Source organism: Streptomyces sp. JH002 (assembly GCF_050916115.1).
In the GTDB taxonomy this organism is placed as follows: Bacteria; Actinomycetota; Actinomycetes; order Streptomycetales; family Streptomycetaceae; genus Streptomyces; species Streptomyces xiamenensis.
Map to the genome: position 1 here is coordinate 2,000,614 of NZ_CP087989.1, position 21,174 is coordinate 2,021,787.

Annotated in this window: 21 protein-coding genes; 14 read left to right on the top strand and 7 right to left on the bottom strand. The window is 72.5% G+C overall.

Going from position 1 to position 21,174, the window contains the following annotated elements; translation table 11 throughout:
- Nucleotides 1-49: 49 nt before the first annotated feature.
- From H7827_RS08650 to H7827_RS08660, 3 genes are read left to right on the top strand one after another with little or no spacing between them, the layout of a single operon-like run.
- Nucleotides 50-196 carry a hypothetical protein gene (locus H7827_RS08650; protein WP_432743917.1) on the top strand — a complete coding sequence of 49 codons (147 nt, stop codon included), beginning with the start codon at nt 50-52 and terminating at the stop codon, nt 194-196.
- Between the two features lie 11 nt (nt 197-207).
- Nucleotides 208-741, top strand: a complete 534-nt coding sequence (locus tag H7827_RS08655) for an AAA family ATPase (protein ID WP_432743919.1) — start codon at nt 208-210, stop codon at nt 739-741.
- A gap of 41 nt (nt 742-782) precedes the next feature.
- Entirely contained in the window at nt 783-1,439 is a 657-nt protein-coding gene (locus H7827_RS08660; protein ID WP_432743921.1) for a GNAT family N-acetyltransferase, read from the top strand.
- Here the strand turns inward: H7827_RS08660 and H7827_RS08665 are convergent.
- Complete coding sequence (locus tag H7827_RS08665) at nt 1,426-2,082, bottom strand: class I SAM-dependent methyltransferase (protein WP_432743923.1); 657 nt, start codon at nt 2,080-2,082, stop codon at nt 1,426-1,428. The genes H7827_RS08660 and H7827_RS08665 overlap by 14 nt on opposite strands.
- A 111-nt stretch (nt 2,083-2,193) precedes the next feature.
- Between H7827_RS08665 and H7827_RS08670 the strand changes: the two genes are divergently transcribed.
- On the top strand, nt 2,194-4,176 hold the full coding sequence (locus tag H7827_RS08670; protein ID WP_432743925.1) for a bifunctional serine/threonine-protein kinase/glutamate ABC transporter substrate-binding protein: 1,983 nt from the start codon (nt 2,194-2,196) through the stop codon (nt 4,174-4,176).
- 26 nt (nt 4,177-4,202) lie between these two features.
- Here the strand turns inward: H7827_RS08670 and H7827_RS08675 are convergent, their stop codons facing one another.
- Nucleotides 4,203-4,682: an ATP-binding protein gene (locus H7827_RS08675; protein WP_432743927.1), complete on the bottom strand. Its 480-nt coding sequence runs from the start codon at nt 4,680-4,682 to the stop codon at nt 4,203-4,205.
- A gap of 112 nt (nt 4,683-4,794) precedes the next feature.
- Here H7827_RS08675 and H7827_RS08680 point away from each other — a divergent pair, with 112 nt between their 5' ends.
- From H7827_RS08680 to H7827_RS08705, 6 genes are all read left to right on the top strand, one after another.
- Nucleotides 4,795-5,625, top strand: a complete 831-nt coding sequence (locus H7827_RS08680) for a helix-turn-helix domain-containing protein (RefSeq protein ID WP_432743929.1) — start codon at nt 4,795-4,797, stop codon at nt 5,623-5,625.
- Nucleotides 5,622-5,873: a DUF397 domain-containing protein gene (locus tag H7827_RS08685; RefSeq protein ID WP_390117153.1), complete on the top strand. Its 252-nt coding sequence runs from the start codon at nt 5,622-5,624 to the stop codon at nt 5,871-5,873. The genes H7827_RS08680 and H7827_RS08685 overlap by 4 nt, the downstream gene beginning before the upstream one ends.
- Nucleotides 5,874-5,890: 17 nt before the next feature.
- The gene (locus H7827_RS08690; protein WP_432743932.1) at nt 5,891-6,307 is read left to right on the top strand and encodes a hypothetical protein; all 417 of its coding nucleotides are present in this window, start codon (nt 5,891-5,893) and stop codon (nt 6,305-6,307) included.
- A 149-nt stretch (nt 6,308-6,456) separates the two neighbouring features.
- Nucleotides 6,457-6,918, top strand: a complete 462-nt coding sequence (locus tag H7827_RS08695; protein WP_432743934.1) for an SRPBCC family protein — start codon at nt 6,457-6,459, stop codon at nt 6,916-6,918.
- 262 nt (nt 6,919-7,180) lie between these two features.
- Nucleotides 7,181-8,449 (top strand): APC family permease, encoded by a 1,269-nt coding sequence (locus H7827_RS08700; RefSeq protein ID WP_432743936.1) that lies wholly within the window; start codon nt 7,181-7,183, stop codon nt 8,447-8,449.
- A gap of 46 nt (nt 8,450-8,495) precedes the next feature.
- Entirely contained in the window at nt 8,496-9,206 is a 711-nt protein-coding gene (locus tag H7827_RS08705; protein ID WP_432743938.1) for a DUF6891 domain-containing protein, read from the top strand.
- Nucleotides 9,207-9,360: 154 nt separating this feature from the next.
- Here H7827_RS08705 and H7827_RS08710 read toward each other — a convergent pair whose 3' ends face one another.
- Complete coding sequence (locus tag H7827_RS08710) at nt 9,361-10,392, bottom strand: prenyltransferase (protein WP_052385429.1); 1,032 nt, start codon at nt 10,390-10,392, stop codon at nt 9,361-9,363.
- Nucleotides 10,393-10,521: 129 nt separating this feature from the next.
- The gene (locus tag H7827_RS08715) at nt 10,522-11,295 is read right to left on the bottom strand and encodes a TetR/AcrR family transcriptional regulator (protein ID WP_432743940.1); all 774 of its coding nucleotides are present in this window, start codon (nt 11,293-11,295) and stop codon (nt 10,522-10,524) included.
- Nucleotides 11,296-11,445: 150 nt separating this feature from the next.
- Here H7827_RS08715 and H7827_RS08720 point away from each other — a divergent pair, with 150 nt between their 5' ends.
- Complete coding sequence (locus H7827_RS08720) at nt 11,446-13,728, top strand: ATP-binding cassette domain-containing protein (protein ID WP_432743942.1); 2,283 nt, start codon at nt 11,446-11,448, stop codon at nt 13,726-13,728.
- 65 nt (nt 13,729-13,793) lie between these two features.
- Here H7827_RS08720 and H7827_RS08725 read toward each other — a convergent pair whose 3' ends face one another.
- The 3 genes from H7827_RS08725 to H7827_RS08735 are packed head-to-tail and all read right to left on the bottom strand — an operon-like array spanning nt 13,794 to nt 16,961.
- Nucleotides 13,794-14,591, bottom strand: coding sequence for a sugar phosphate isomerase/epimerase family protein (locus H7827_RS08725; protein ID WP_432747957.1), 798 nt, complete (start codon nt 14,589-14,591; stop codon nt 13,794-13,796).
- Nucleotides 14,592-14,608: 17 nt separating this feature from the next.
- Complete coding sequence (locus H7827_RS08730; protein ID WP_432743944.1) at nt 14,609-15,772, bottom strand: dihydrodipicolinate synthase family protein; 1,164 nt, start codon at nt 15,770-15,772, stop codon at nt 14,609-14,611.
- Nucleotides 15,773-15,791: 19 nt separating this feature from the next.
- Nucleotides 15,792-16,961, bottom strand: coding sequence for a Gfo/Idh/MocA family protein (locus H7827_RS08735; protein WP_200364508.1), 1,170 nt, complete (start codon nt 16,959-16,961; stop codon nt 15,792-15,794).
- A gap of 126 nt (nt 16,962-17,087) precedes the next feature.
- Here H7827_RS08735 and H7827_RS08740 point away from each other — a divergent pair, with 126 nt between their 5' ends.
- The 3 genes from H7827_RS08740 to H7827_RS08750 all read left to right on the top strand — a co-directional run bounded on the left by H7827_RS08740 (nt 17,088) and on the right by H7827_RS08750 (nt 21,140).
- Nucleotides 17,088-18,239 carry a LacI family DNA-binding transcriptional regulator gene (locus H7827_RS08740; RefSeq protein WP_432743946.1) on the top strand — a complete coding sequence of 384 codons (1,152 nt, stop codon included), beginning with the start codon at nt 17,088-17,090 and terminating at the stop codon, nt 18,237-18,239.
- 108 nt (nt 18,240-18,347) lie between these two features.
- Nucleotides 18,348-20,468, top strand: coding sequence for an ATP-binding SpoIIE family protein phosphatase (locus tag H7827_RS08745; RefSeq protein WP_432743948.1), 2,121 nt, complete (start codon nt 18,348-18,350; stop codon nt 20,466-20,468).
- Between the two features lie 159 nt (nt 20,469-20,627).
- Nucleotides 20,628-21,140 carry an NUDIX hydrolase gene (locus H7827_RS08750; RefSeq protein ID WP_432743950.1) on the top strand — a complete coding sequence of 171 codons (513 nt, stop codon included), beginning with the start codon at nt 20,628-20,630 and terminating at the stop codon, nt 21,138-21,140.
- The last annotated feature ends 34 nt before the right edge of the window (nt 21,141-21,174 follow it).

A 21,174-nucleotide genomic window follows, 5' to 3' on the forward strand; every position in this document is an offset into this window, starting at 1 on the left:
AACCGCTGTAACTCCTCTACACACCTTAACGCGGAGGTGGCGGTTTCCCATGCGGACCTCGACACGGGCTCAGGCACGGATACGGCACGGCTGGCGCTGGCTGCGCCGGGTCGGCGCGGACGCGGCGTACGGCATCGACGCCGGCAACGCGATCCGGCACGGCCATCAGCCCACCAAGCGGCGGCGCCCCGCGTAGCCTGGGGCGGCATGATCGTCTGGCTGAACGGCACCTTCGGGGCCGGCAAGACCACCACCACCCGGCACCTGGCCGGCCTGCTCCCGGGGTCGTACGTCTTCGACGCCGAGCAGGTCGGCTACCTGCTGCGAGGTGTCCTGGCCGGCCGGCACCCGGCACGGAACTTCCAGGAGTGGCACCCGTGGCGTTCGCTGGTCGTGGCGACCGCCCGGGAGCTGCTCGGCTTCACCGGCGGCGGGCCGCTGATCATCCCGCAGACGGTGCTGACCCGGGCGTACTGGGACGAGCTGGCGAACGGCTTCGCCACCGAACCCGCCGTCCCCGTACACCACTTCGTGCTGCACACCGACCCGGACACGCTCGCCCACCGGATCACCACCGACACCGCCCCGGAGACCAGCACCCCCGAGGCCAGGCAGTGGCGGCTCGGCCACATCGAGCGGTACACGACGGCCCTGCCCTGGCTGCGCACCGAGGCGCACCTCATCGACACCACCCACACTCCCCCGGCGGAGGTCGCGCGCACCATCGCCGGACGGCTCTAAAACGTTCGACGCGCGGGGCCTGTCTCGGGCAGCATCACGCGATGGAACCGCACGAGATCTGGCCGCTGTACGGCCTGCGCCTGACCACCCCCCGCCTTGAACTGCGCCTGCCCGGCCTGGAGGAACTGGCCGAGCTCGCGGCCGTGGCGGGGAACGGGGTGCACGAGGACGGCGCCATGCCGTTCAGCTTCCCCTGGAGCGACGCCGCCCCGCAGCAGCGGGCGCGCGCCACCTTCCAGCATCTGCTGGGCACCGTCGCCGCCTGGCGCCCGGAGGCGTGGGCGCTGAGCCTGGCGGTACGGCACGAGGGGCGCGTCATCGGCCGCCAGGACGTCATGGCCACCGACTTCGCGGTGACCGCGGAGGCCGAGACCGGCTCCTGGCTGGGCCTGCCGCACCAGGGCCGGGGCCTGGGAACCGAGATGCGGGCGGCGGCGCTACACCTGGCCTTCGAGGGTCTGGGCGCGCGCTCGATGACCTCCGCGGCGATGACCGACAACCCGCGCTCGCTCGGCGTCTCGCGCCGGCTCGGCTACCGCGACGACGGCATCACCACCGCGTCCGTGCAGGGCCGCCCGCGCACCCTCCAGCGGCTGCGGGTGGACCGCGCCGACTGGCAGGCCCACCGTACGGTCCCGGTGACGGTGCACGGGCTCACGGACGGCTGCCGGGAGCTGTTCGGCCTCAGCCTTCCCTGACCGCCAGCAGATAGCCCTGGTGGCGGCGGGAGTCGGCACCGGGCTCGCGCAGCGAACGCAGGCTGACGGTGAACCCGGCGGCGGTCAGCGCGTCCGCGAAGGTGTCCACCGGCCACAGCCAGCCCGGCGTCACCTTGTGATCGAAGGGCACCGGTTCCCGCGCGGCACCTGCCGCTGTGGACTGGAAGCCGAGCAGCAGGTGCCCGCCCGGGGCCAGCACCCGGTGGAACTCGGCCAGCGCGAGCGGCACCTGCGCGGGTGGCAGATGGATGAGCGAGTACCAGCCCAGCGCGCCGGCCAGCGAACCTCCCCCGGGGACGTGCGGGCGCAGGTCGAGCATGGTGCCGGTCTCGAACCGCAGCCCCGGGTACGCGGCGCGGGCCAGCGCGACGAACTCCGGGGTCAGGTCGACCCCGAAGGCGTCGACGCCGAGCCCGTCCAGATGCGCCGTCACATGACCCGGCCCACAACCGATGTCGGCCACCGGACCGGCGTCCCGGACCAGATCGGCGAAGACGGAGAGCAGGGCCAAGTCGTACGCCTGCCGGGGGAACTGCTCCTGCACGAACTCCTGATACATGCCGGACATCGCCCCGTAGGCGTCCCGGGTGGCGGCGGCGGTGGCTTCTTCGGAGGTGGCCATGGCCGCGGACTTTACGCGTCCGGGCGAGGCGATGCCGGAAGAGGTCCTGATGTTTTGCGGATGAGTGTCTAACCTGACGATCAGGACTGACCGTTCATTGAGTGGGGGCCCATGCACGGCAACGAAACGGGGGCGGGAAGCGGCGACGCCGAAGAGACCAGACGGCTGCGCCACGAGCCCGACCCCGACACGTACAAGCTGCCCGGCCGAACCCGGCCGGACCAGCCGGAACCCGTCGAGACCCCCACCACCGTCACCCAGCCCCTGCCGCCACCCGGCCCGTACCCGGTGATCGCCGGCCGCTACCAGCTGCGCAGGCAGCTCGGCCGCGGCGGGATGGGCGTGGTGTGGGAGGCCATGGACACGCGGCTGGGGCGGCCGGTCGCGGTCAAGGGCGTGCTGCTGCGCGGCGGCATCGACCCGTCCACCCAGGCCGAGCTGGTCGAACGCGCCCGCCGCGAGGCCCAGGCCATCGCCCGCATCGGCCACCAGAACGTCATCGCCGTCCACGACATCATCGAGGGCGCCGCCGAGATGGTGGAGGCGGAGGACGGCACCGGCGCCGAGGGCGAGGTGTGGATCGTCATGGAACTGCTCGACGCCCGCTCGCTCGCCGACATCCTGCGCGAGGAGGGCCGCCTCCCGGTGCACCGCGCGGCCCGGATCGCGCTCCAGGTGCTGCGCGGCCTGCGCGCCGTGCACGCGGCCGGAGTGCTGCACCGCGACGTCAAACCGCACAACATCCTCTTCCGGCGGGGCGGCAGGGCCCTGCTGATGGACTTCGGCATCGCCACCTTCGAGGGGGCGGCCCAGGTCACCCGCTCGCACTCGGTCATCGGTACGCCGCGCTATCTCGCCCCCGAACTGGGCCACTTCTCGCCCGGGCCCGAACGCAGGGCCTCGCAGGCCTCCGACCTGTGGTCGCTGGGCGTCACGCTGTACGAAATGGTGGAGGGCCGACCGCCGTTCAGCGGCCTGGACGCCCTGGAGATCCAGCAGGCTGCGCTCAACTCCCCCACCCCGCCCATGCGGTACGCGGGTCCGCTGGCACCGCTGATCGAGGGCCTGCTGCGCAAGCTGCCCCGGCACCGGATATCGGCGCAGGAGGCGGAGGACGGGCTGCGCCGGATCGCCCGCGAGGAGCCGCCGGCGATCCCCGGACCGCCGAAGGAGCCGCCACCGGAACTCCCGCCGCCCCCGGGCTCCCGCCGCCGGTGGGCGCCGGCCGCGGCGATCGCCCTGGTCCTCGCGCTGCTGGCGGGCGGCGGCTGGCTGCTGTGGGGCCCGGGAGGCGGGGGCGGGCTGTCCGACACCTCGCCCACCATCCAGGGCGCGGAGACCCGGGGCCTGCTGCGGATCGGCGTGAAGTCGGGACAGCCCGGCATGAGCGAGCTGGTCGACGGCGAATGGCGCGGCTTCGACATCGAGTTCGCCAAAATGATCGCCACGGACCTGGGCTTCGACCCGGACACCGAGGTGCAGTTCGTGCCGGTGTCGAGCGTGAACCGGGAGAAGCTGCTGGGCCAGCGGCAGCTGGACCTGGTCGTCGCCACATACAGCATCACGCCCGAACGCCAGGCGGAGGGCGTCACGTTCGCCGGCCCGTACTTCATCACCGGCCAGACGATGCTCATGCGACAGGGCATGTACGAGGACGTCTCGGGTCCGGCGGACTTCCCGCAGGGCACCCGGGTGTGCACCGGCGACAACTCCACATCGGTGGGCGCCCTGGAACAGGACTGGCCGGGGAGGTTCGTGGTGGACACCCGGTCGGACTACGACACGTGCGTGAACCTGCTCCTGGACCGCACCTACGACGCGGTGATCACGGACGATCTGATCCTGGCCGGATTCCAGGCCCAGCACCCGGACGAACTGGAGATGCTCCCCCGCTCCTTCACCACGGAACGCTACGGCGTCGGCCTCCAGTCCGACGAGGGCGCACTGCGCGACACGGTGTGCGGGGTGATCCGCGACGTGATCCGGGACGGGCGCTGGCAGCAGCTCTACCAGAACGAATTGCAGGACCTCCTGGGCGGCGAATCCCGCGACAGCCCGTCCCTCCAGGACCTGGAGCGGTGCGAGGACGGTTAGCCGCACATCCGCCGGAGGACCACCGGTCACGGCACCGTCGGCTCGCCGCCGCCCAGGCGCCAGCCGGGGGGCGGGGCGAGCCGGGCCGCGCGCACGGCGTCCTGATCGAGGACGAACTCGCACCACACCACCTTGCCGGGGTCCCGGGCCCCCACACCCCAGCAGTCCGACAGCGCCTCCACCAGCCACAGCCCGCGTCCGGTCTCCCCGCCCTCGTCCAGGTCGCGCACCCGTGGCCGCCCGTCGCCGCTGTCGTGCACCTCCAGGCGCAGGACGGCGTCGTTGGTGAGCCAGAGATGGAGGGAGAAGCCACGGCCCGGCGGCACGCCGTGCGTGATCGCGTTCGTCGCCAACTCGCTCACACACACCAGTACCTCGTCGGCCCGCCGCTCGATCCGCCAGTCGCTCAATGCTTTTCGGACAAACCGACGAGCCGCGAAGACGTTGCGCTTGTCGCGCCGGAAGAAGCGCTCACGTACACAGATCTGATGAAAGTCCTCGTCCACGCCCCCAACGGTGGCGTTGCGTGCATAAGCTCCAACAGTGCGTGAAGCCGTACGGCTTGAGCGTACGGACGGATTTCGGTCACGTACGGAACCCGATGGGGAGTGGGATCACATGGCCCCGAGGAGCAGTCAGCGCAAGAAGAACACCACGACGATGAAGACGGTCGGCGCCGTCCTCAGCCGCCTCCGCACGCACGCCGGCCTCTCACAGAGCGCCCTCGCGGAGCTTGCGTGCGTGGCCCAGGAAACCATCGCCTCCATCGAACAGGGAAGAAGGCCCCTTCTTCCGCACCTGGCGGAGCGGCTGGACGATGTCCTGGAGACCAAGGGGGTGCTCTGGGTGATGGTGGACAACCTGCCGGACGAGGCCAAGTTTCCGATCTGGGTCCTGGAGTTCGTGGCTCACGAGCAGGAGGCCGTCTCCCTTTCCACGTACGAGAACCAGGTGGTTCCCGGACTGCTCCAGACCGGGGCTTACGCGAGGGCCGTCTTCCAGAATGCCCTCCCCACATTGACCGACGAGGACATCGAGACCAAGGTCGCTGCCCGGCTGCAGCGGCAAGCAGTACTTCGCCGTGACACGGATCCGCTGTACGCCAGCTTCATCCTCTCGGAAGCGGTGCTGAGCGACAGGATCGGTGGCCAGGAGGTATACCGCGACCTGATCCGTCATTTGCGGGAGTGTGCTGATCTGCCCGGGGTGGCGATCCAGATCATGCCGCTTGGCCGAGAGCACCATGCGGGCCTGGATGGCCCGTTCGTTCTGCTGGAAACACCTGATCACCAGCACCTCGGCTACACCGAGACACAGCGCGGCAGCCATCTCTTCCAAGATCCCTATGAGGTGAGCATCCTGTCGCAGAAATATGCAATGCTGCGGTCACAGGCTCTCAACCCGGAGGAGAGCAAGCGCCTGTTGGACCGGTTGCTAGGAGAGTCATGAACAGCACACTGACCTGGTTCAAGAGCAGCTACAGCGGCACTGAGGGCGGCAACTGCTTGGAGGTGGCCTTCACCTGGCAGAAGTCCAGCTACAGCAACACCGAGGGCGGCGCCTGCGTCGAGGTGGCCCGCTGCCCGGGCGACACCGTGCACATCCGTGATTCCAAGAACCTCACTGGCCCCATCCTCACCGTAAGTCCGGACTCATGGTCGCACTTCACCGCATCCGTAGCGCGCATCAGCGACTGAAGCCGATGTTCGGCGGCGTGGGGATTCTGATCGCGGTCAGTCTCATCGCCCTCGCCGCCGTTCTCGGTTACCGGACCGGACGTGACCAGGAGCAGGGGCCGACCGTTGCCTCACTCATGCGTGAGCGCGCGCAGGCGACGGCCGAGGAGTACCGGTCCGTGTACCGGGACGACGAACTGGCGCAGAAGGTGACGCGCATTCACGTCACCCTGGACAACTCGGGTGCCCCGTACTTCATCGCCGTGCTGAGCGACGGCCGGGATGTCGACTCGGAGGCGCTGTGCGCGCAGGTGACGGACTTCCTCTCCCACCAGCGCGGGCTCGACTTCTCTCCCGGCCACACGGAGTTGGTGTTCACCGCCGAGGGCGAGATGCTGCGCAACTTCACCACCGTTCTGTCCAGGGTGACCGTCGCGACCGACGGTGACTCCTAGCCCTGGACCGTCACCGGGTAACGGGGGCCACCTTCGCCACATGCAGGGTGTAGCTCTGATTCCACGCTCGGCGCTCGGCACGAGAACGGCCGCGTAGGGCCGGAAGCGCAGGTCCGGGCGGTGTCACACCGGGGTGTTAGGGTCCGGCCATGCCGCGCACGGACACAGCGTCACGAACCATCGCCGCCCCTCTCGATCGCGTCTGGGACGCCCTCGTCGACCCGGAGGCGCTCGCGGTGTGGCTCCCACCGGCCGGGATGACGGGCAGGTTCGAGCGGTTCGACCCCCGGCCGGGTGGGTCGTACCGGCTGGTGCTGACCTACGCCGACGCGTCCGGCGCGCCGGGCAAGGCGACCGCGGACTCCGACATCGTCGAGGCGCGGTTCGTCGACATCGTCCCCGGGGTTCGGGTGGTGCAGGCGGTGGACTTCGTCTCCGACGATCCCGCCAACGCGGGCACCATGACCATGACCTGGCAGGTCAGCGCGGTCGCGGCGGGAACACGGGTCGACATCGTGGCAACCGATGTCCCGGACGGCATCACGGCGGAGGATCACGCCGAGGGCCTCGCCTCCTCGCTGGCGAACCTCGCCGCCCACACGGAGCGGTAGCCCTCGACCGAAGGGCCCCCTGCGCCTCGGCGGAACGGCCGGGCCGCGACCGTGAAGGCGCACGTCGCATCGACCACGAACGCCGCCGTCCGGTGGTGGCTGCCACCGGAGGGTCGCCGACAGCGCGGTGACGGTGCTCTGTGTCCGGTGGTCCACCGGAGCTTTGGCAAAGGTTCATGCCCTGCACCCTTCGGGCGGCGGGCCCCGGCCTCCCGATCGGTTAGCTTCTGCGGAAACCCTCGCCCCGGCCGGAAGGTCCGCCATGAGCCCGTCCCCGTCCCCGTCCTCCTCCCCGGCCGCCGGGCTCCGGCGGCGGCTCGGAGTGTTCGACGCCGTCGTGATCGGACTCGGGTCGATGATCGGGGCGGGGATCTTCGCGGCGCTCGCCCCGGCCGCCCGTGCGGCCGGGGGCTGGCTGCTGCTGGGGCTTGGGCTGGCGGCCGTCGTCGCGTACTGCAACGCGATGTCGTCGGCGCGGCTGGCGGCGAGGTACCCGGCCTCCGGGGGGACGTATGTCTACGGGCGCGAGCGGCTCGGACCGTTCTGGGGCTATCTGGCCGGCTGGGGATTCGTGGTCGGCAAGACCGCGTCCTGCGCGGCGATGGCCCTGACGGTGGGTGTCTACGCGTGGCCGGGACAAGCGCACGCGGTGGCGGTGGCGGCCGTGGTGGCGGTGACGGCCGTCAACTGTCTCGGGGTGCGGAAGTCGGCGCTGGTCACCCGCGTAGTGGTGGCCGTGGTGCTGGCGGTGCTCGCGGCGGTGGTGACGGCGTGTCTGGTGCCGGGGCGCGGTCCGGACGTGGCGGGCGGCGTTCCCGCGGCGGCGGTCGGCTGGGGCGGGGTGCTGGAGGCGGCGGGGCTGCTGTTCTTCGCGTTCGCGGGGTACGCGCGCATCGCGACGCTCGGGGAGGAGGTGCGGGATCCGGCGCGGACGATTCCGCGCGCGATCCCGGTGGCGCTGGGGATCACGCTGGTGGTGTACGTGCTGGTGGCGGTGGCGGTGTTGACGGCGCTGGGGGCGGGTGGTCTCGGCGCGTCCGGCGCGCCGCTGGCGGACGCGGTGCGGGCGGCGGGGTCCGGCTGGCTGGCGCCGGTGGTGCGGGTGGGTGCGGTGCTGGCCGCGCTCGGTTCGCTGCTGGCGCTGCTGCTCGGGGTCTCGCGCACGGTGCTGGCGATGGCGCGGGACCGGCATCTGCCCTCGGGGCTGGCGGCGGTGCACCCGCGGTTCGCGGTGCCGCAGCGGGCGGAGCTGGCGATCGGCGCCGTGGTGGCGGTGGTCGCGGCGACGGCGGATGTGCGGGGGGTGATCGGGTTCTCGTCGTTCGCGGTGCTGGTGTACTACGCGGTCGCCAACGCCTCGGCGTGGACGCTGAGCCCGGCGGAGGGGCGGCCGGTGCCGCTGATTCCGGTGGTCGGCTTCGTGGGCTGCGCGCTGCTGGCGGCGGCGCTGCCGGTGGCCTCGGTGGTGACGGGGGCGGCGGTGCTGACGGCGGGGGCGGTGGCGTACGCGGTACGGGGCCGGTGGCGCTGACGGCGCGCGCCCGGCCGTTGTCAGTGACGCGTGCGAGGGTGACGGCATGCTGGGGATCAGGGTGCGGACCGAGGACGGGCAGGCGCGGGACCGGCTGACGGCCGGTGAGCTGGCCGCGCTGGTGCGGCGGATCGGCGGCGCGGGAGACCGCTTCGTGGTGGTGGAGCGCCTTCCCGATGTGCCGGATGTCTACGTCCAGGTGTGGCACGAGGAGGGCGGGGCGTACACGCTGGAGCACCGGGACGGGGATCCGGAGCGGCACTTCACGACGACGGTGGACGCGCCCGGTCCGGTGGCCGAGGCGCTCACGGGCTGGGCGCGGTCGGGCGAGGGCTGGGACGCCGGGCTGGTGTGGGAGCGGCTGACGTTCCCGCAGGAGGCGACGGACGGCGAGGACTCGCGGGAGATGGAGGACGCACAGGCACCGCCGCTGACCCGGGCGTTCGCCGAGCTGGAGGCGGCGGGCATCACGGCGCGGGAGAACTTCGCCTGCTGCCGCGCCTGCGGCCTCGCGGAGATCCGCGGGGCGGGCGCGCCGGACGCCCGGGGGTTCGTCTTCCTCACCTCCGAGCCGTACCGCGAGGCGTCGCTGCTGTACGGCGGGTTCGACGGCTCGGCGCAGACCACGGCCGCCATCGGCCGGGAGGTGGTGGCCGGGCTGGAACGGCGGGGGCTGAGCGTGGTGTGGGACGGGGATCCGGGCTCGGCGATCACCGTGCGCACGCCCGCCGCGAACGGCACCCCCGGCGGCGCATGAGGCGCCGGGGGGCACCGGGGAGCACCGGGGGTCCCCTTGCCGGGGTGCGAGGGGATTCCGCCGCGACGGTCCGGCCGGGACGCGTGGTCCATCGGCGGCGAGGGCGGCCGGGTGCACGGGGCGATCCGGACGGAGGCGCCGCGCGCGGCCGATCTCAGTCGCGCGGTGCCGACACCTGGCCTCTGGTGACGAGCCACCACAGGGCGAACGCGCCCAGCGCCGCCGTCTTGAGCGCCGGCCACCAGTCCCACTCCTGTGGCCAGGCGCTCAGGGTGAGCCCGGCGACGACGGCGGCGGAGGCGAGCGGCAGTTGGGCGGTGGCGGCGAAGGTGGTGCGGGTGCCGAGGTCACCCGCGCCCATGGCGCGGGCGGCGGCCCACGGCAGCGGGGCGGTGGCGAGCAGCAGAACGGTCACCCACGGGGTCACCAGGCCGCACAGGCCGAGCGCGGCGACCGCGCCGTACACCCCTGCCTGGCCGGCCGCGTAGAGCCGGACGGTGCGGCGCGGGCCGAGCAGTCCGGTGACGGTGAGTTTGCCGACGGCGCGGTCACCGTCCAGGTCGGCCAGGTTGAGCACGAGCAGTTGCAGGAACTGCAGGGCCGCCAGGACGGCGACGCAGGCCCATGCCTGGGCGGTGACGCCCCCGAGCTGGGCGAGGCAGGCGAGCAGCGGCAGCAGCCCGTGCAGCGAGAGCGCGCAGGCGAGTTCGCCGCCGGCCCGGTAGTTGAGGCGGAACGGTGGCGCGGTGTAGAACCACGCGAGCAGCAGGAAGCCGACCGCCAGCAGCCGGGTGCCGGGGGTGGGCAGCAGGGCGAGCAGGAACACCGTGCCCAGCAGCAGCACGAACGCGGCGGCCAGCCCGGTGGTGGGGGCGAGGGTCCGCTCGGTGAGCACGCGGCTGCCGCCGGACCAGGCGGTGGGGGCGGGGTTGGCGCGGTCGGCGTCCAGGTCGAAGTAGTCGTTGCAGTAGTACGTCATGAGGTGGGCGCCGCAGCCGAAGGCGAGCACCAGGGTGAACAGGCCGGCGTCGAACCGTGCCCCGGCGTGCACCGCGAGTTCCGTTCCGGCGCACAGCACCAGCAGGCTGTGGAAGAGGAACTTCGGCCTGCCGAGCCGGATCAGTGCCCCCAGCCGCCGTCCGGTTCCCCGTTCTGGCCGCGCGGGTGCCTGTGGGACCGCTGTCACCGTCAACTCCTCTGTTCCTCGGGTGCGTTGAGGCCCAGTGAAGCCGGGTGGGACGGGTGTCGAGCAGGGGGCACGCAGGGGCGCCTGGGGTGGGAGGGGCCTGAGTTACGCGCGGGTGCGCCGCGCGCGTTACGGCGTGCGCCGGTCGATCAGGGCGGCGAGGCCGTCCAGGACCCGGGCCAGGCCGAAGCTGTAGCCGTGGTCGGGGGCGTTCGCGCTGCGGTACGCCTGACCTGCGGCCGTGCCGACCCGGCCAGCGAGCGGGAAGCGTTCGGGGTCGTGGATCCTGGCCAGGACGGGGGCGTGGGCCTCCCACCACTGCTGGTCGGTGAGGGCGCTCCCCGCTTCGGTGGCGCGCTGGTCGAGGGCGGCGCGGGCGGTGCCCTGGACGAAGGCGAGGAGGTGGGTGAGCGCGGCGTCCATGTCGAGGTCGTCCAGCCCCAGACCGTCGAGGGCGCGCAGTTCGTGCTCGTACTTGGCGATCACGCCGGGCCCCAGGGGCGGGCGGCTGGTGGGGAGCCGGGCGACCCAGGGGTGGCGCTCGAAGAGGTCACGGTTGGCGTCGGCGACCGCGGTGACCCGGTCGCGCCAGGGGGTCTCCGGCGGCCACGGCGGGCGGGGCATGTCCTGGTAGACGGTGTCGAGCATGAGGTCGAGGAGGACGGCCTTGCCCGGGATGTAGGTGTAGAGCGTCATGGGGGTGACACCGAGTTCCTGGGCGACGCGGCGCATGGTGACGGCGTCCAGGCCGCCCGGGTCGGCGTCGGCCACGGCGATGGCGGCGCGGATCACCCCGTCGACGCTGCGTGCCGGGCGTGGGCCGCGGCCGACCGGCCCGGAGCCGGGTTCGCGCCACAGCAGCCGGAGGGCGCGGCCGGCGTCGGTCTCCCTGTCGGTGTCCATGGCCGTCATTTTCTCCCGCCCGCGCGCGTACTGCGTACAGCGTACTTTGTACTGTGTATAGAGTACGCTGTACGCCCGCTGTGTCCCCCCGCGCCCACCCCCGCACCGTCCCCGCGCCGCACCACCCACTCACCGAGGAGACCGCCCGCCATGCACCACGCCACCACGCCCGCGGACAGCCATGACGTCATCCAGGTCCGCGGCGCCCGGGAGAACAATCTGCGCGGCGTGGACGTCGACATACCCAAGCGCCGGCTGACCGTCTTCACCGGCGTCTCCGGCTCCGGGAAGTCCTCACTCGTCTTCGGCACCATCGCCGCCGAGTCCCAACGGCTGATCAGCGAGACGTACACGGCGTTCGTCCAGTCCTACATGCCGAGCCTGGGCCGCCCCGACGTCGACGGGCTGCACCACCTCACCGCCGCGATCGTCGTCGACCAGGAGCGGATGGGCGCCAACTCCCGTTCCACGGTGGGCACCGCCACCGACGCGTACACCATGCTGCGGATCGTCTACAGCCGCCTCGGCATCCCGTACGTGGGCACCTCCAGCGCCTTCAGCTTCAACAGCGCCGAGGGCATGTGCCAGCGCTGCGAAGGGCTCGGCGAGGTCTCCGAGATCGACATCGACCAGCTCGTGAACCGCGAACTCTCCCTCAACCAGGGCGCCATCACCGTCCCGAACTTCACCGTCGACTCCTGGTACTGGCAGACGATGGTGCTGTCCGGGTTCTACGACCCGGACGTCCCGCTCAAGGACTTCACCGCTCAGCAGTGGGAGGACTTCCTCCACAAGCCCGCGACCAAGGTGAAGATCAGCACCAACAACATCACCTACGAGGGCCTGCTGGTGAAGGTCCAGCGGGTGATCCTGGCCAAGGACCGCGACGCGATGCAGCCGCACCTGCGGGCGTTCGTGGACCGGGCCGTACGGTTCGCCCCGTGTCCCGAGTGCGGCGGTGCCCGGCTGAACGCCGCCGCGCTGGGCGCCCGGATCAACGGCTGGAACATCGCCGACTGCTCCTCCGCCCAGATCAGCGAACTCGCCACGTTCCTGCGGGACGTGCGGGACCCCTCCGTCACCCCGCTGCTGGAGAGCCTGCGTCATCTGCTCGACTCACTCGTGGAGATCGGCCTGGGTTACCTCTCGCTGGACCGCCCCTCGGGCACCCTGTCGGGCGGCGAGGCGCAGCGCGTGAAGATGGTGCGGCATCTGGGATCGAGCATCACCGATGTCACCTACGTCTTCGACGAACCCACCACCGGACTGCACCCGCACGACATCCAGCGCATGAACGACCTGCTGCTGCGGCTGCGCGACAAGGGCAACACCGTCCTGGTCGTCGAACACAAACCAGAAGTCATCCGCATCGCCGACCACATCATCGACCTGGGCCCCGGCGCCGGCACCGCCGGCGGCGAGATCTGCTACACCGGGGACGTGCCGGGGCTGCGGGCCTCGGGGACGCTGACCGGGCGGCACCTGGAGCACCGGACCACGCTCAAGGAGCGGGTGCGCACCCCGAGCGGGCACATCGCGGTGCGCGGCGCCGACCGGCACAATCTGCGCGGGGTGGACGTGGATGTGCCGCTGGGCGTGCTGACCGTGGTCACGGGGGTGGCCGGATCGGGGAAGAGCTCGCTGGTCCACGGGTACGTGTCGGGCCGGGAGGGGGTGGCGGTCGCCGACCAGTCGCCGATCCGGGGCTCGCGGCGCTCCAACCCGGCCACGTACACCGGACTGCTCGGCCCGATCCGTACCGCTTTCGCCAAGGCGAACGGGGTGAAGGCGGCGCTTTTCAGTGCCAATTCGGAGGGCGCCTGCCCGAACTGCAACGGTCTGGGGCTGGTGTACACCGACCTCGCGATGATGGCCGGGGTGGCGTCGGTGTGCGAGCGGTGCGAGGGGCGCCGGTTCACGGACGAGGTGCTCACGTACACGCTGCGCGGCAAGAACATCAGCGAGGTGCTCGGGATGTCGGTCGCCGAGGCGTACGCCTTCTTCCCCGGCGGGCAGGCGCACGCCGTGCTGGGCCGGCTGGCCGATGTGGGGCTGGGCTATCTGCGGCTGGGGCAGCCGCTGAACACCCTGTCGGGCGGGGAGCGGCAGCGGCTGAAGCTGGCGATCCACATGGCGGAGAAGTCGGCGGTGTACGTCCTGGACGAGCCGACGACCGGGCTGCACATGGCGGATGTGGACAAGCTGCTCGCGCTGCTGGACCGGCTGGTGGACGACGGGAACACCGTGGTGTGCGTCGAGCACCACCAGGCGGTGATGGCGCACGCGGACTGGATCATCGACCTGGGGCCGGGCGGGGGCTCGGACGGCGGGCAGGTGGTGTTCACGGGAACGCCGGCGGAGCTGGTGGCGGCGGCCGACGGGGAGCCGGCGTCGCTGACCGGACGGCATCTGCGGGAGTACGCCGGACGGTAGCGGCCGGCGTTCACGCGGGTGGGGCGGGGCGGAACCGCCCGGCCCCACCGCACAGCGGTCCGCCCTCAGCCGAGGTGCTGCGTCACCCGGTTGAGGGTCTCGGCCAGCACGACCTGGCCGTCCCGCGACCACAGGACATCGTTGAACAGCTCGACCTCGGTCCAGCCGGTGTAGCCGGCCTTGCCGACCTCGTCCGCGAACCAGCGCATGTCCACCGAACCGTCGCCGATCTGGCCCCGGCCGGTGAGCACACCCGCCGGCAGCGGGGTCACCCAGTCGGCCAGCTGGAAGCTGTGGATGCGGCCACCGGCCCCGGCCCGCGCGATGCCCTGCGCGATCCGGTCGTCCCACCACAGGTGGTAGGTGTCCACGACCACGCCCACCTGCTCGGCGGGGAACCGCTCCGCGAGGTCCAGCGCCTGGTCCAGCGTGGAGACGACGCAGCGGTCCGCCGCGTACATCGGGTGCAGCGGCTCGATGGCCAGCCGCACACCGCGCTCCGCCCCGTACGGGCCCAGCTCGGCGAGCGCGTCGGCGACCCGCTCGCGGGCCGCGACCAGATCACGGTCGCCGGCCGGCAGCCCGCCGGAGACCAGCACCACCGTGTCGGTGCCCAGCTCGGCAGCCTCGTCGATCGCCCGCCGGTTGTCGTCCAGCGCGGCGGCCCGCTCGGCACGGTCGGTGGCGGTGAAGAACCCGCCCCGGCACAGCGTGGTGACCGTCAGCCCGGCGTCGCGCACCAGGCGCGCGGCGGCGGCCACCCCGTACTCCTGTACCGGCTCACGCCACAGGCCCACACCCTCGATGCCCAGGTCGGTGCAGCCCTTGACCAGTTCGGGCAGGCTGAGCTGCTTGACGGTCATCTGGTTGATCGAGAACTTCACGGCTGCTCCACCCCGTAGACCGACAGCAGGGACTTCATCCGGGCCTGCGCGAGCGCCGGGTCCGGGAACAGGCCAAGGCCGTCCGCCAGTTCGTAGGCGCGGGCGAAGTGCGGCAGAGAGCGCGCCGACTGGAGCCCGCCGACCATGGTGAAGTGCTCCTGGTGGCCCGACAGCCAGGCCAGGAAGACCACGCCGGTCTTGTAGTAGCGGGTCGGGGTCTGGAACAGGTGCCGGGACAGCTCCACGGTCGGGTCCAGCAGCGCCCGGAAACCGGCCGTGTCGCCGGTGTCCAGGGTGCGCACGGCCTGCGCCGCCACCGGGCCCAGCGGATCGAAGATGCCCAGCAGCGCGTGGGAGAAGCCCTGTTCGTCGCCGGCGATCAGCTCGGGGTAGTGGAAGTCGTCGCCCGTGTAGCAGCGCACGCCCCGGGGGAGGCGGCGGCGCAGCGCGACCTCGCGGCCCGCGTCCAGCAGCGACACCTTGACGCCGTCCACCTTGTCGGGGTGGTCGGCGATGATCTCCAGGAAGGTCTCGGTGGCCGCGTCCAGGTCCTCGCTGCCCCAGTAACCGGTCAGCGCGGGATCGAACATCGGGCCCAGCCAGTGCAGGACGACCGGCTCGGCGGCCTGCCGCAGCAGCTCGCCATAGATCTTCAGATAGTCGTCCGGACCGGTGGCGGAGGCGGCCAGCGCGCGCGAGGCCATCAGGATGGCCTGCGCGCCGGTCTCCTCCACGACGGCCAGCTGTTCCTCGTAGGCCGCGCGCACCTGGTCCAGCGTGTACGGACCCGCGCCAGTCAGCTGGTCGGTGCCCACGCCGCAGGCGATCCGGCCGCCCACGGCCCTGGCCTCGGCGCCGGAGCGGCGGATCAGCTCGGCGGCACCGGCCCAGTCCAGGCCCATGCCGCGCTGCGCGGTGTCCATCGCCTCGGCCACGCCGAGGCCGTGCGACCACAGGTGGCGGCGGAAGGCGAGGGTGGCGTCCCAGTCCACGACGGCCGGGCCGTCGGGGGTGGTGTCCGCGAACGGGTCGGCCACGACATGCGCGGCCGAGAAGACGATGCGGGAGGTCAGCGGGCCCTCACCGGCGGCGGGGAGAGCGGGGGCGGTACGGGGCGTGTAGTCCCGTACGGTGCCCGTCGCGTCGGGGAGTCGGATCATCGGTTCGGTCTCCCCGTCCTTACAGGCTCAGCTCGGGAACGTCCAGGCGGCGGCCCTCGGCGGAGGACTTCAGGCCCAGCTCGGCCAGCTGCACACCGCGCGCGCCGGCCAGCAGGTCCCAGCTGTAGGGCTCGTCCAGCACCACGTGGCGCAGGAACAGCTCCCACTGGGCCTTGAACCCGTTGTCGAACTCGGCGTTGTCCGGCACCTCCTGCCACTGCTCGCGGAAGGTCTCGGTGGCGGGCAGGTCCGGGTTCCACACCGGCTTGGGGGTGGCGGAGCGGTGCTGCACACGGCAGTTGCGCAGCCCGGCGACGGCGGAGCCGTGCGTGCCGTCCACCTGGAACTCCACCAGCTCGTCACGGTTGACGCGCACCGACCAGGAGGAGTTGATCTGGGCGACGGCGCCGCCGGCCAGCTGGAAGATGCCGTAGGCGGAGTCGTCGGCGGTGGCCTCGTACGCCTGGCCGTTCTCGTCCCAGCGGCGCGGGATGTGGGTGGCGGTCAGCGCCTGGACGGTCTCGACGCGGCCGAACAGCTCGTGCAGCACGTACTCCCAGTGCGGGAACATGTCGACGACGATGCCGCCGCCGTCCTCGGAGCGGTAGTTCCAGGACGGGCGCTGGGCGGGCTGCCAGTCGCCCTCGAAGACCCAGTAGCCGAACTCGCCGCGCACCGAGAGGATCTCGCCGAAGAAGCCGCCGTCGATGAGCCGCTTGAGCTTGAGCAGGCCGGGCAGGAACAGCTTGTCCTGGACCACGCCGTGCTTGATGCCCGCGTCGCGCGCCTGGCGGGCCAGCGCGAGGGCGCCGTCCAGGCCGGTGGCGGTGGGCTTCTCGGTGTAGATGTGCTTGCCGGCGGCGATGGCCTTCTTCAGGGCCTCCTCGCGGGCGAGCGTGATCTGGGCGTCGAAGTAGATGTCGACGCTGTCGTCGGCCAGGACGGAGTCCAGGTCGGTGGAGATGTGGGAGGCGTCCAGGCCGTGCTGGTCGGCGAGCGCCTTGAGGGCGTGCTCGCGGCGGCCGACGAGGATCGGCTCGGGCCAGATCACGGTGCCGTCGGCGAGCGGGAGGCCGCCCTGTTCGCGCAGGGCGAGGATCGAACGGACCAGGTGCTGGCGGTATCCCATGCGCCCGGTGACGCCGTTCATGGCGATGCGGACGGTCCTGCGGTTCGGCGTATCGGTCATGGGCCGGATTCCCTCTCGGAGTGGCAGCGCGGCGGCGGCACCGTTAGTAAGCGCTTTCTATCAGGGGAGACGCTAACCTGCCCACAGCGGATGGGACAAGTGGCAGCACGGAAAGCGGGGCGGAGCATGTCGGTGACGCTGGCGGATGTGGCGGCGCGGGCGGGGGTGTCAGCGGCAACGGTCTCCCGGGTGCTCAACGGCAACTACCCGGTGGCCGGTTCCACCCGCTCCCGGGTGCTGCGCGCCGTGGACGAACTGGAGTACGTGGTCAACGGCCCCGCCAGCGCGCTCGCCGCCGCCACCTCCGACCTGGTGGGGGTACTGGTCAACGACATCGCCGACCCCTTCTTCGGGGTGATGGCCTCCGCGATCCAGTCCCAGATCGGGCCGGACGGGGAACACGACGCCCCGCACAGCCAGAAGATGGCGATCATCTGCAACACCGGCGGATCCCCCGAGCGCGAACTCACCTACCTCACCCTGCTGCTGCGCCAGCGCGCCGCGGCCGTGGTACTCACCGGCGGCACGGTCGAGGACCCCGAGCACCTGGCAGCCCTGGCCACCCGGCTGCGGCGGCTGGAGGCCGGAGGCACCCGGGTGGTGCTGTGCGGCCGGCAGCCGCTCGGGCCGGTGGCGGCCGACGGGGGCCCGGCGGGGACCCGGGAGACGGAGCGGGAGACCGCGCGGGAACCGGAACGGGACGAGTCCTGGGGCCCCTCCCCCGTGGCGCTCACCTTCGACAACTTCGGCGGCGCGCGCCGCCTCACCGCGCACCTGCTCTCCCTGGGCCACCGCCGGATCGGCTACCTCGCCGGGCCGGCCGCCCGCACCACCACCCGGCACCGGCTGGAGGGCCACCGCGCCGCGCTGGCCGGGGCAGGCGCGGGAGGCCCGCAGGACACGGAACGGCTCACCGTGCACGGCGGCTACGACCGGTCCTCCGGCTACGACGGCGCGCTGGAACTGCTGCGCCGCGAGCCGGAGCTGACCGCCGTGGTGGCCGCCAACGACACCGTCGCCCTGGGCGCCTGCGCGGCGCTGCGCGACCGGGGACTGCGCATCCCCGAGGACATCTCGGTGGCCGGCTTCGACGACCTCCCGTTCGCGATCGACGCCGCGCCCGCGCTGACGACCGTACGGATCCCGCTGCACGAGGCAGGGGCGCGCGCCGGCCGGCTGGCGCTCGGCCGCGAGGACGCCCCCGCCGGCCGCGTGGCCACGCTCCCGGCCGATCTCATGGTCCGCGCCTCCACCGCGCCGCCCCGCACCACCGCCTGATCCGGCCGCACCCGCGGCGGCACCGGTCGTGGCGGCGGACTCCGGTCCTCCCGCACCGAAGGTGCGGCATTCCGCATCCACGCTACGGTGGATGCGGAGGGTGACCACATGGCTTCCTTTCGATCCCCGTTCCGTCGCCTCCAGGGCGCCGCCGTCCTGGTCCTGCTGCTCGTCTACATCGCCGCCATCACCGTGGTGCAGTACCAGACGGCCTCCGGCCACCTCGCCCGCTGGGCCAGCTTCTCGCTGCTCGCCCCGCTCGCCGCCGCCGGACTGCTCGTCTTCTGGCAGGCGCTGGTCATCGCCGTGGTCACCTTCGGTGCCGCCTTCACGCTGTACGGGTTCCACGTCCCCGATCTGTCCATCGGCGGCCGGATCACCGTGCTGCTCGCGGTCGCGCTCGCCTGCCTGCTGTCGCTGGTGGTCACCCGCATCCGGGAGGACCGCGAGCGGCGCGTCACCCGGCTGACGGTGGCCACGGAACGGCTGACCCTGCTCAGCGACGCCAGCAGCCGGATCGGCAGCACCCTGGACGTGCGCCGCACCGCCGACGAGCTGACCGAGGTCGCGGTCCCCCGGCTGGCGGATCTGGTGACGGTGGATCTGTACGACTCGGTGCTGCGCGGCGAGGAGCCCCGCACCCAGCGGTTCCCCGGCCCGGTCACGCTGCGCCGGGTGGCCCAGCGGTCGGTGCTGGAGGGCATCCCCGAGGTCATGCTGGACATCGGCGAGTCGCTGGAGTACCCGTCGGAATCGCCGCACGGGCGCGCCGTGGCGGCCAGTGGGGAGTACCGGGCGCGGGTGCTGGACTCGGCGGCGGTCGCCGACTGGTTCGCGAGGGATCCGGAGCGGGCGGAGCGGGTGCGCGAGTACGGCGTGCACTCCGGCGTGGTGGTGCCGCTGCGCGCCCGGGGCGCGACGCTGGGCGTGGCGATGTTCGTACGGCACCGCCGTCCGGAGGGCTTCGACCAGGCCGATCTGCTGCTCGCGCAGGAGATCGGCGCGCGGGCGGCCGTATGCCTGGACAACGCGCGCCGCTACACGCACGAGCGGTCCACCTCGCTGACGCTCCAGCGCAGTCTGCTGCCGCGCGGCCGGCCCGACCTGGCCGCCGTGGAAGTGGCCTCCCGCTATCTGCCGGCCGACTCGACGGCGGGGGTGGGCGGCGACTGGTACGACGTCATCCCCCTGTCCGGGGCACGGGTGGCCCTGGTGGTGGGCGATGTGGTGGGGCACGGCCTGCACGCCTCCGCCACGATGGGGCGGCTGCGGGCCACGGTGCGGACCCTGGCCGACATCGATCTGCCGCCCGACGAGCTGCTCACCCACCTCGACGATGTCGTGATCCGGATGCGGGGCGAGAACGAACAGCCGCAGGACTGGCCCGAGGAGCCGGGAGGACCGGGCGGCGCGCAGAGCATGGAGACCGGAGCCACCTGCCTGTACGCGGTGTACGACCCGGTGTCGCGGACCTGCGCCCTCGCCAGGGCGGGGCACCCGGCCCCCGCCCTGGTCCGTCCCGATGGCACGGTGGAGATGATCGATCTGCCGGCCGGGCCGCCGCTCGGTCTCGGCGGCCTGCCGTTCGAGTCGGTGGAGATCACGCTGCCCGAGGGCAGCGTGCTGGCCCTGTACACGGACGGCCTGCTGGAGTCGTACCGCCAGGATCTCGATCAGGGCCTGGCCGAGCTGAGCGGGCTGCTGGCCCGGCCCGCCGCCTCGCTGGAGGCGACCTGCGACATGGTGCTGAAGTCCCTGGTGGACCAACACCACACCGACGACATCGCGCTGCTGCTGGCCCGCACCCGCGCCCTCTCCCCGGCCCAGGTCTCCACGTGGGAGGTGCCGGCCGAGCCCACGGCCGTGAGCCGGGCCCGCGAACTGGCGGCCCGGCAGCTGACCAGCTGGGGCCTGGAGAACGCGGTGTTCACCACCGAACTCGTCGTCAGTGAGCTGGTCACCAACGCCATACGGCACGCGGGCGGCCCCATCCAGCTGCGGGTGATCCGCGAGCGCGGCGTGATCTGCGAGGTGTCGGACGGCAGCAGCACCTCGCCCCATCTGCGCCGGGCGCGGGCGTACGACGAGAACGGCCGCGGGCTGTTCATCGTCGCCCACCTCACGCAGCGGTGGGGCAGCCGGCAGAGCAGCACCGGAAAGACGATCTGGGCCGAGGTGCCCGAGGAGCCGGAGGACTTCCCGGGCATCGCCGAGGTGCCGGCCCTGTGAGGGCCGCGGCGCGGGGGCGACGAACTCCGGCTGCGCCGTACCCGCCGGCCGTCGCTCCCCCGCGGTCCGGGCCCGTCCCCTGACCCGCGCCCCCCTGTGGGGCCCGGCGTCCGCACGAGGGCTCCGCCGTTGTCAGAGCGCCGCAGTAGGGTCGGCGGCATGACGGAGGATCAGCGCGAGACCCTGCCCGAGCCCCTGGCGACCGGCCCCCTGGACGTACGGCTGCTCGCGCTCGAACAGGTGCCGGAGGAGACCACGTTCGACGACGCGCCGATCACGTACAGCCTGGTGGCGCTGTGGCACGGGCAACGGCTGCTGCTGGTCCTGGAACGCAAGCGCCGGACGTGGGAGCTGCCGGGCGGCGGCATCGACCCGGGCGAGACCCCGCGCGTGGCGGCGGCCCGCGAGCTGCGTGAGGAGGCGGGCCAGCTGATCGCGCCCGAGGCACTGCGTTTCACGGGCTTCGCCAAGACCGCCTTCGGTGACCGTCCCATGGCGTACGGGGCGGTGTACGAGGCGCAGACGACGGCACCGCAGCCGTTCGCGCCGAACGAGGAGATCGAGGCCATCCACTGGTGGGCGGGGGAACCCAGCCTCCCCGGCGGCTCCCTGCAGACGGTGGACACCTACCTGGGCGAGCGCACCCGGGCACCGGGCCCGGCACGGCCCTGACCCTCAGCCGACCTCGCGCGGTTCCCCGTCGGCG

Coding starts and splice junctions, on each gene's coding strand:
- H7827_RS08740 (WP_432743946.1), top strand. CDS start 17,088: ATGTCGGTGACGCTGGCGGATGTGGCGGCGCGGGCGGGGGTGTCAGCG.
- H7827_RS08705 (WP_432743938.1), top strand. CDS start 8,496: ATGCTGGGGATCAGGGTGCGGACCGAGGACGGGCAGGCGCGGGACCGG.
- H7827_RS08685 (WP_390117153.1), top strand. CDS start 5,622: ATGAACAGCACACTGACCTGGTTCAAGAGCAGCTACAGCGGCACTGAG.
- H7827_RS08715 (WP_432743940.1), bottom strand. CDS start 11,295: ATGGACACCGACAGGGAGACCGACGCCGGCCGCGCCCTCCGGCTGCTG.
- H7827_RS08700 (WP_432743936.1), top strand. CDS start 7,181: ATGAGCCCGTCCCCGTCCCCGTCCTCCTCCCCGGCCGCCGGGCTCCGG.
- H7827_RS08725 (WP_432747957.1), bottom strand. CDS start 14,591: ATGACCGTCAAGCAGCTCAGCCTGCCCGAACTGGTCAAGGGCTGCACC.
- H7827_RS08660 (WP_432743921.1), top strand. CDS start 783: ATGGAACCGCACGAGATCTGGCCGCTGTACGGCCTGCGCCTGACCACC.
- H7827_RS08670 (WP_432743925.1), top strand. CDS start 2,194: ATGCACGGCAACGAAACGGGGGCGGGAAGCGGCGACGCCGAAGAGACC.
- H7827_RS08730 (WP_432743944.1), bottom strand. CDS start 15,772: ATGATCCGACTCCCCGACGCGACGGGCACCGTACGGGACTACACGCCC.
- H7827_RS08745 (WP_432743948.1), top strand. CDS start 18,348: ATGGCTTCCTTTCGATCCCCGTTCCGTCGCCTCCAGGGCGCCGCCGTC.
- H7827_RS08750 (WP_432743950.1), top strand. CDS start 20,628: ATGACGGAGGATCAGCGCGAGACCCTGCCCGAGCCCCTGGCGACCGGC.
- H7827_RS08680 (WP_432743929.1), top strand. CDS start 4,795: ATGGCCCCGAGGAGCAGTCAGCGCAAGAAGAACACCACGACGATGAAG.
- H7827_RS08650 (WP_432743917.1), top strand. CDS start 50: ATGCGGACCTCGACACGGGCTCAGGCACGGATACGGCACGGCTGGCGC.
- H7827_RS08665 (WP_432743923.1), bottom strand. CDS start 2,082: ATGGCCACCTCCGAAGAAGCCACCGCCGCCGCCACCCGGGACGCCTAC.
- H7827_RS08695 (WP_432743934.1), top strand. CDS start 6,457: ATGCCGCGCACGGACACAGCGTCACGAACCATCGCCGCCCCTCTCGAT.
- H7827_RS08735 (WP_200364508.1), bottom strand. CDS start 16,961: ATGACCGATACGCCGAACCGCAGGACCGTCCGCATCGCCATGAACGGC.
- H7827_RS08655 (WP_432743919.1), top strand. CDS start 208: ATGATCGTCTGGCTGAACGGCACCTTCGGGGCCGGCAAGACCACCACC.
- H7827_RS08720 (WP_432743942.1), top strand. CDS start 11,446: ATGCACCACGCCACCACGCCCGCGGACAGCCATGACGTCATCCAGGTC.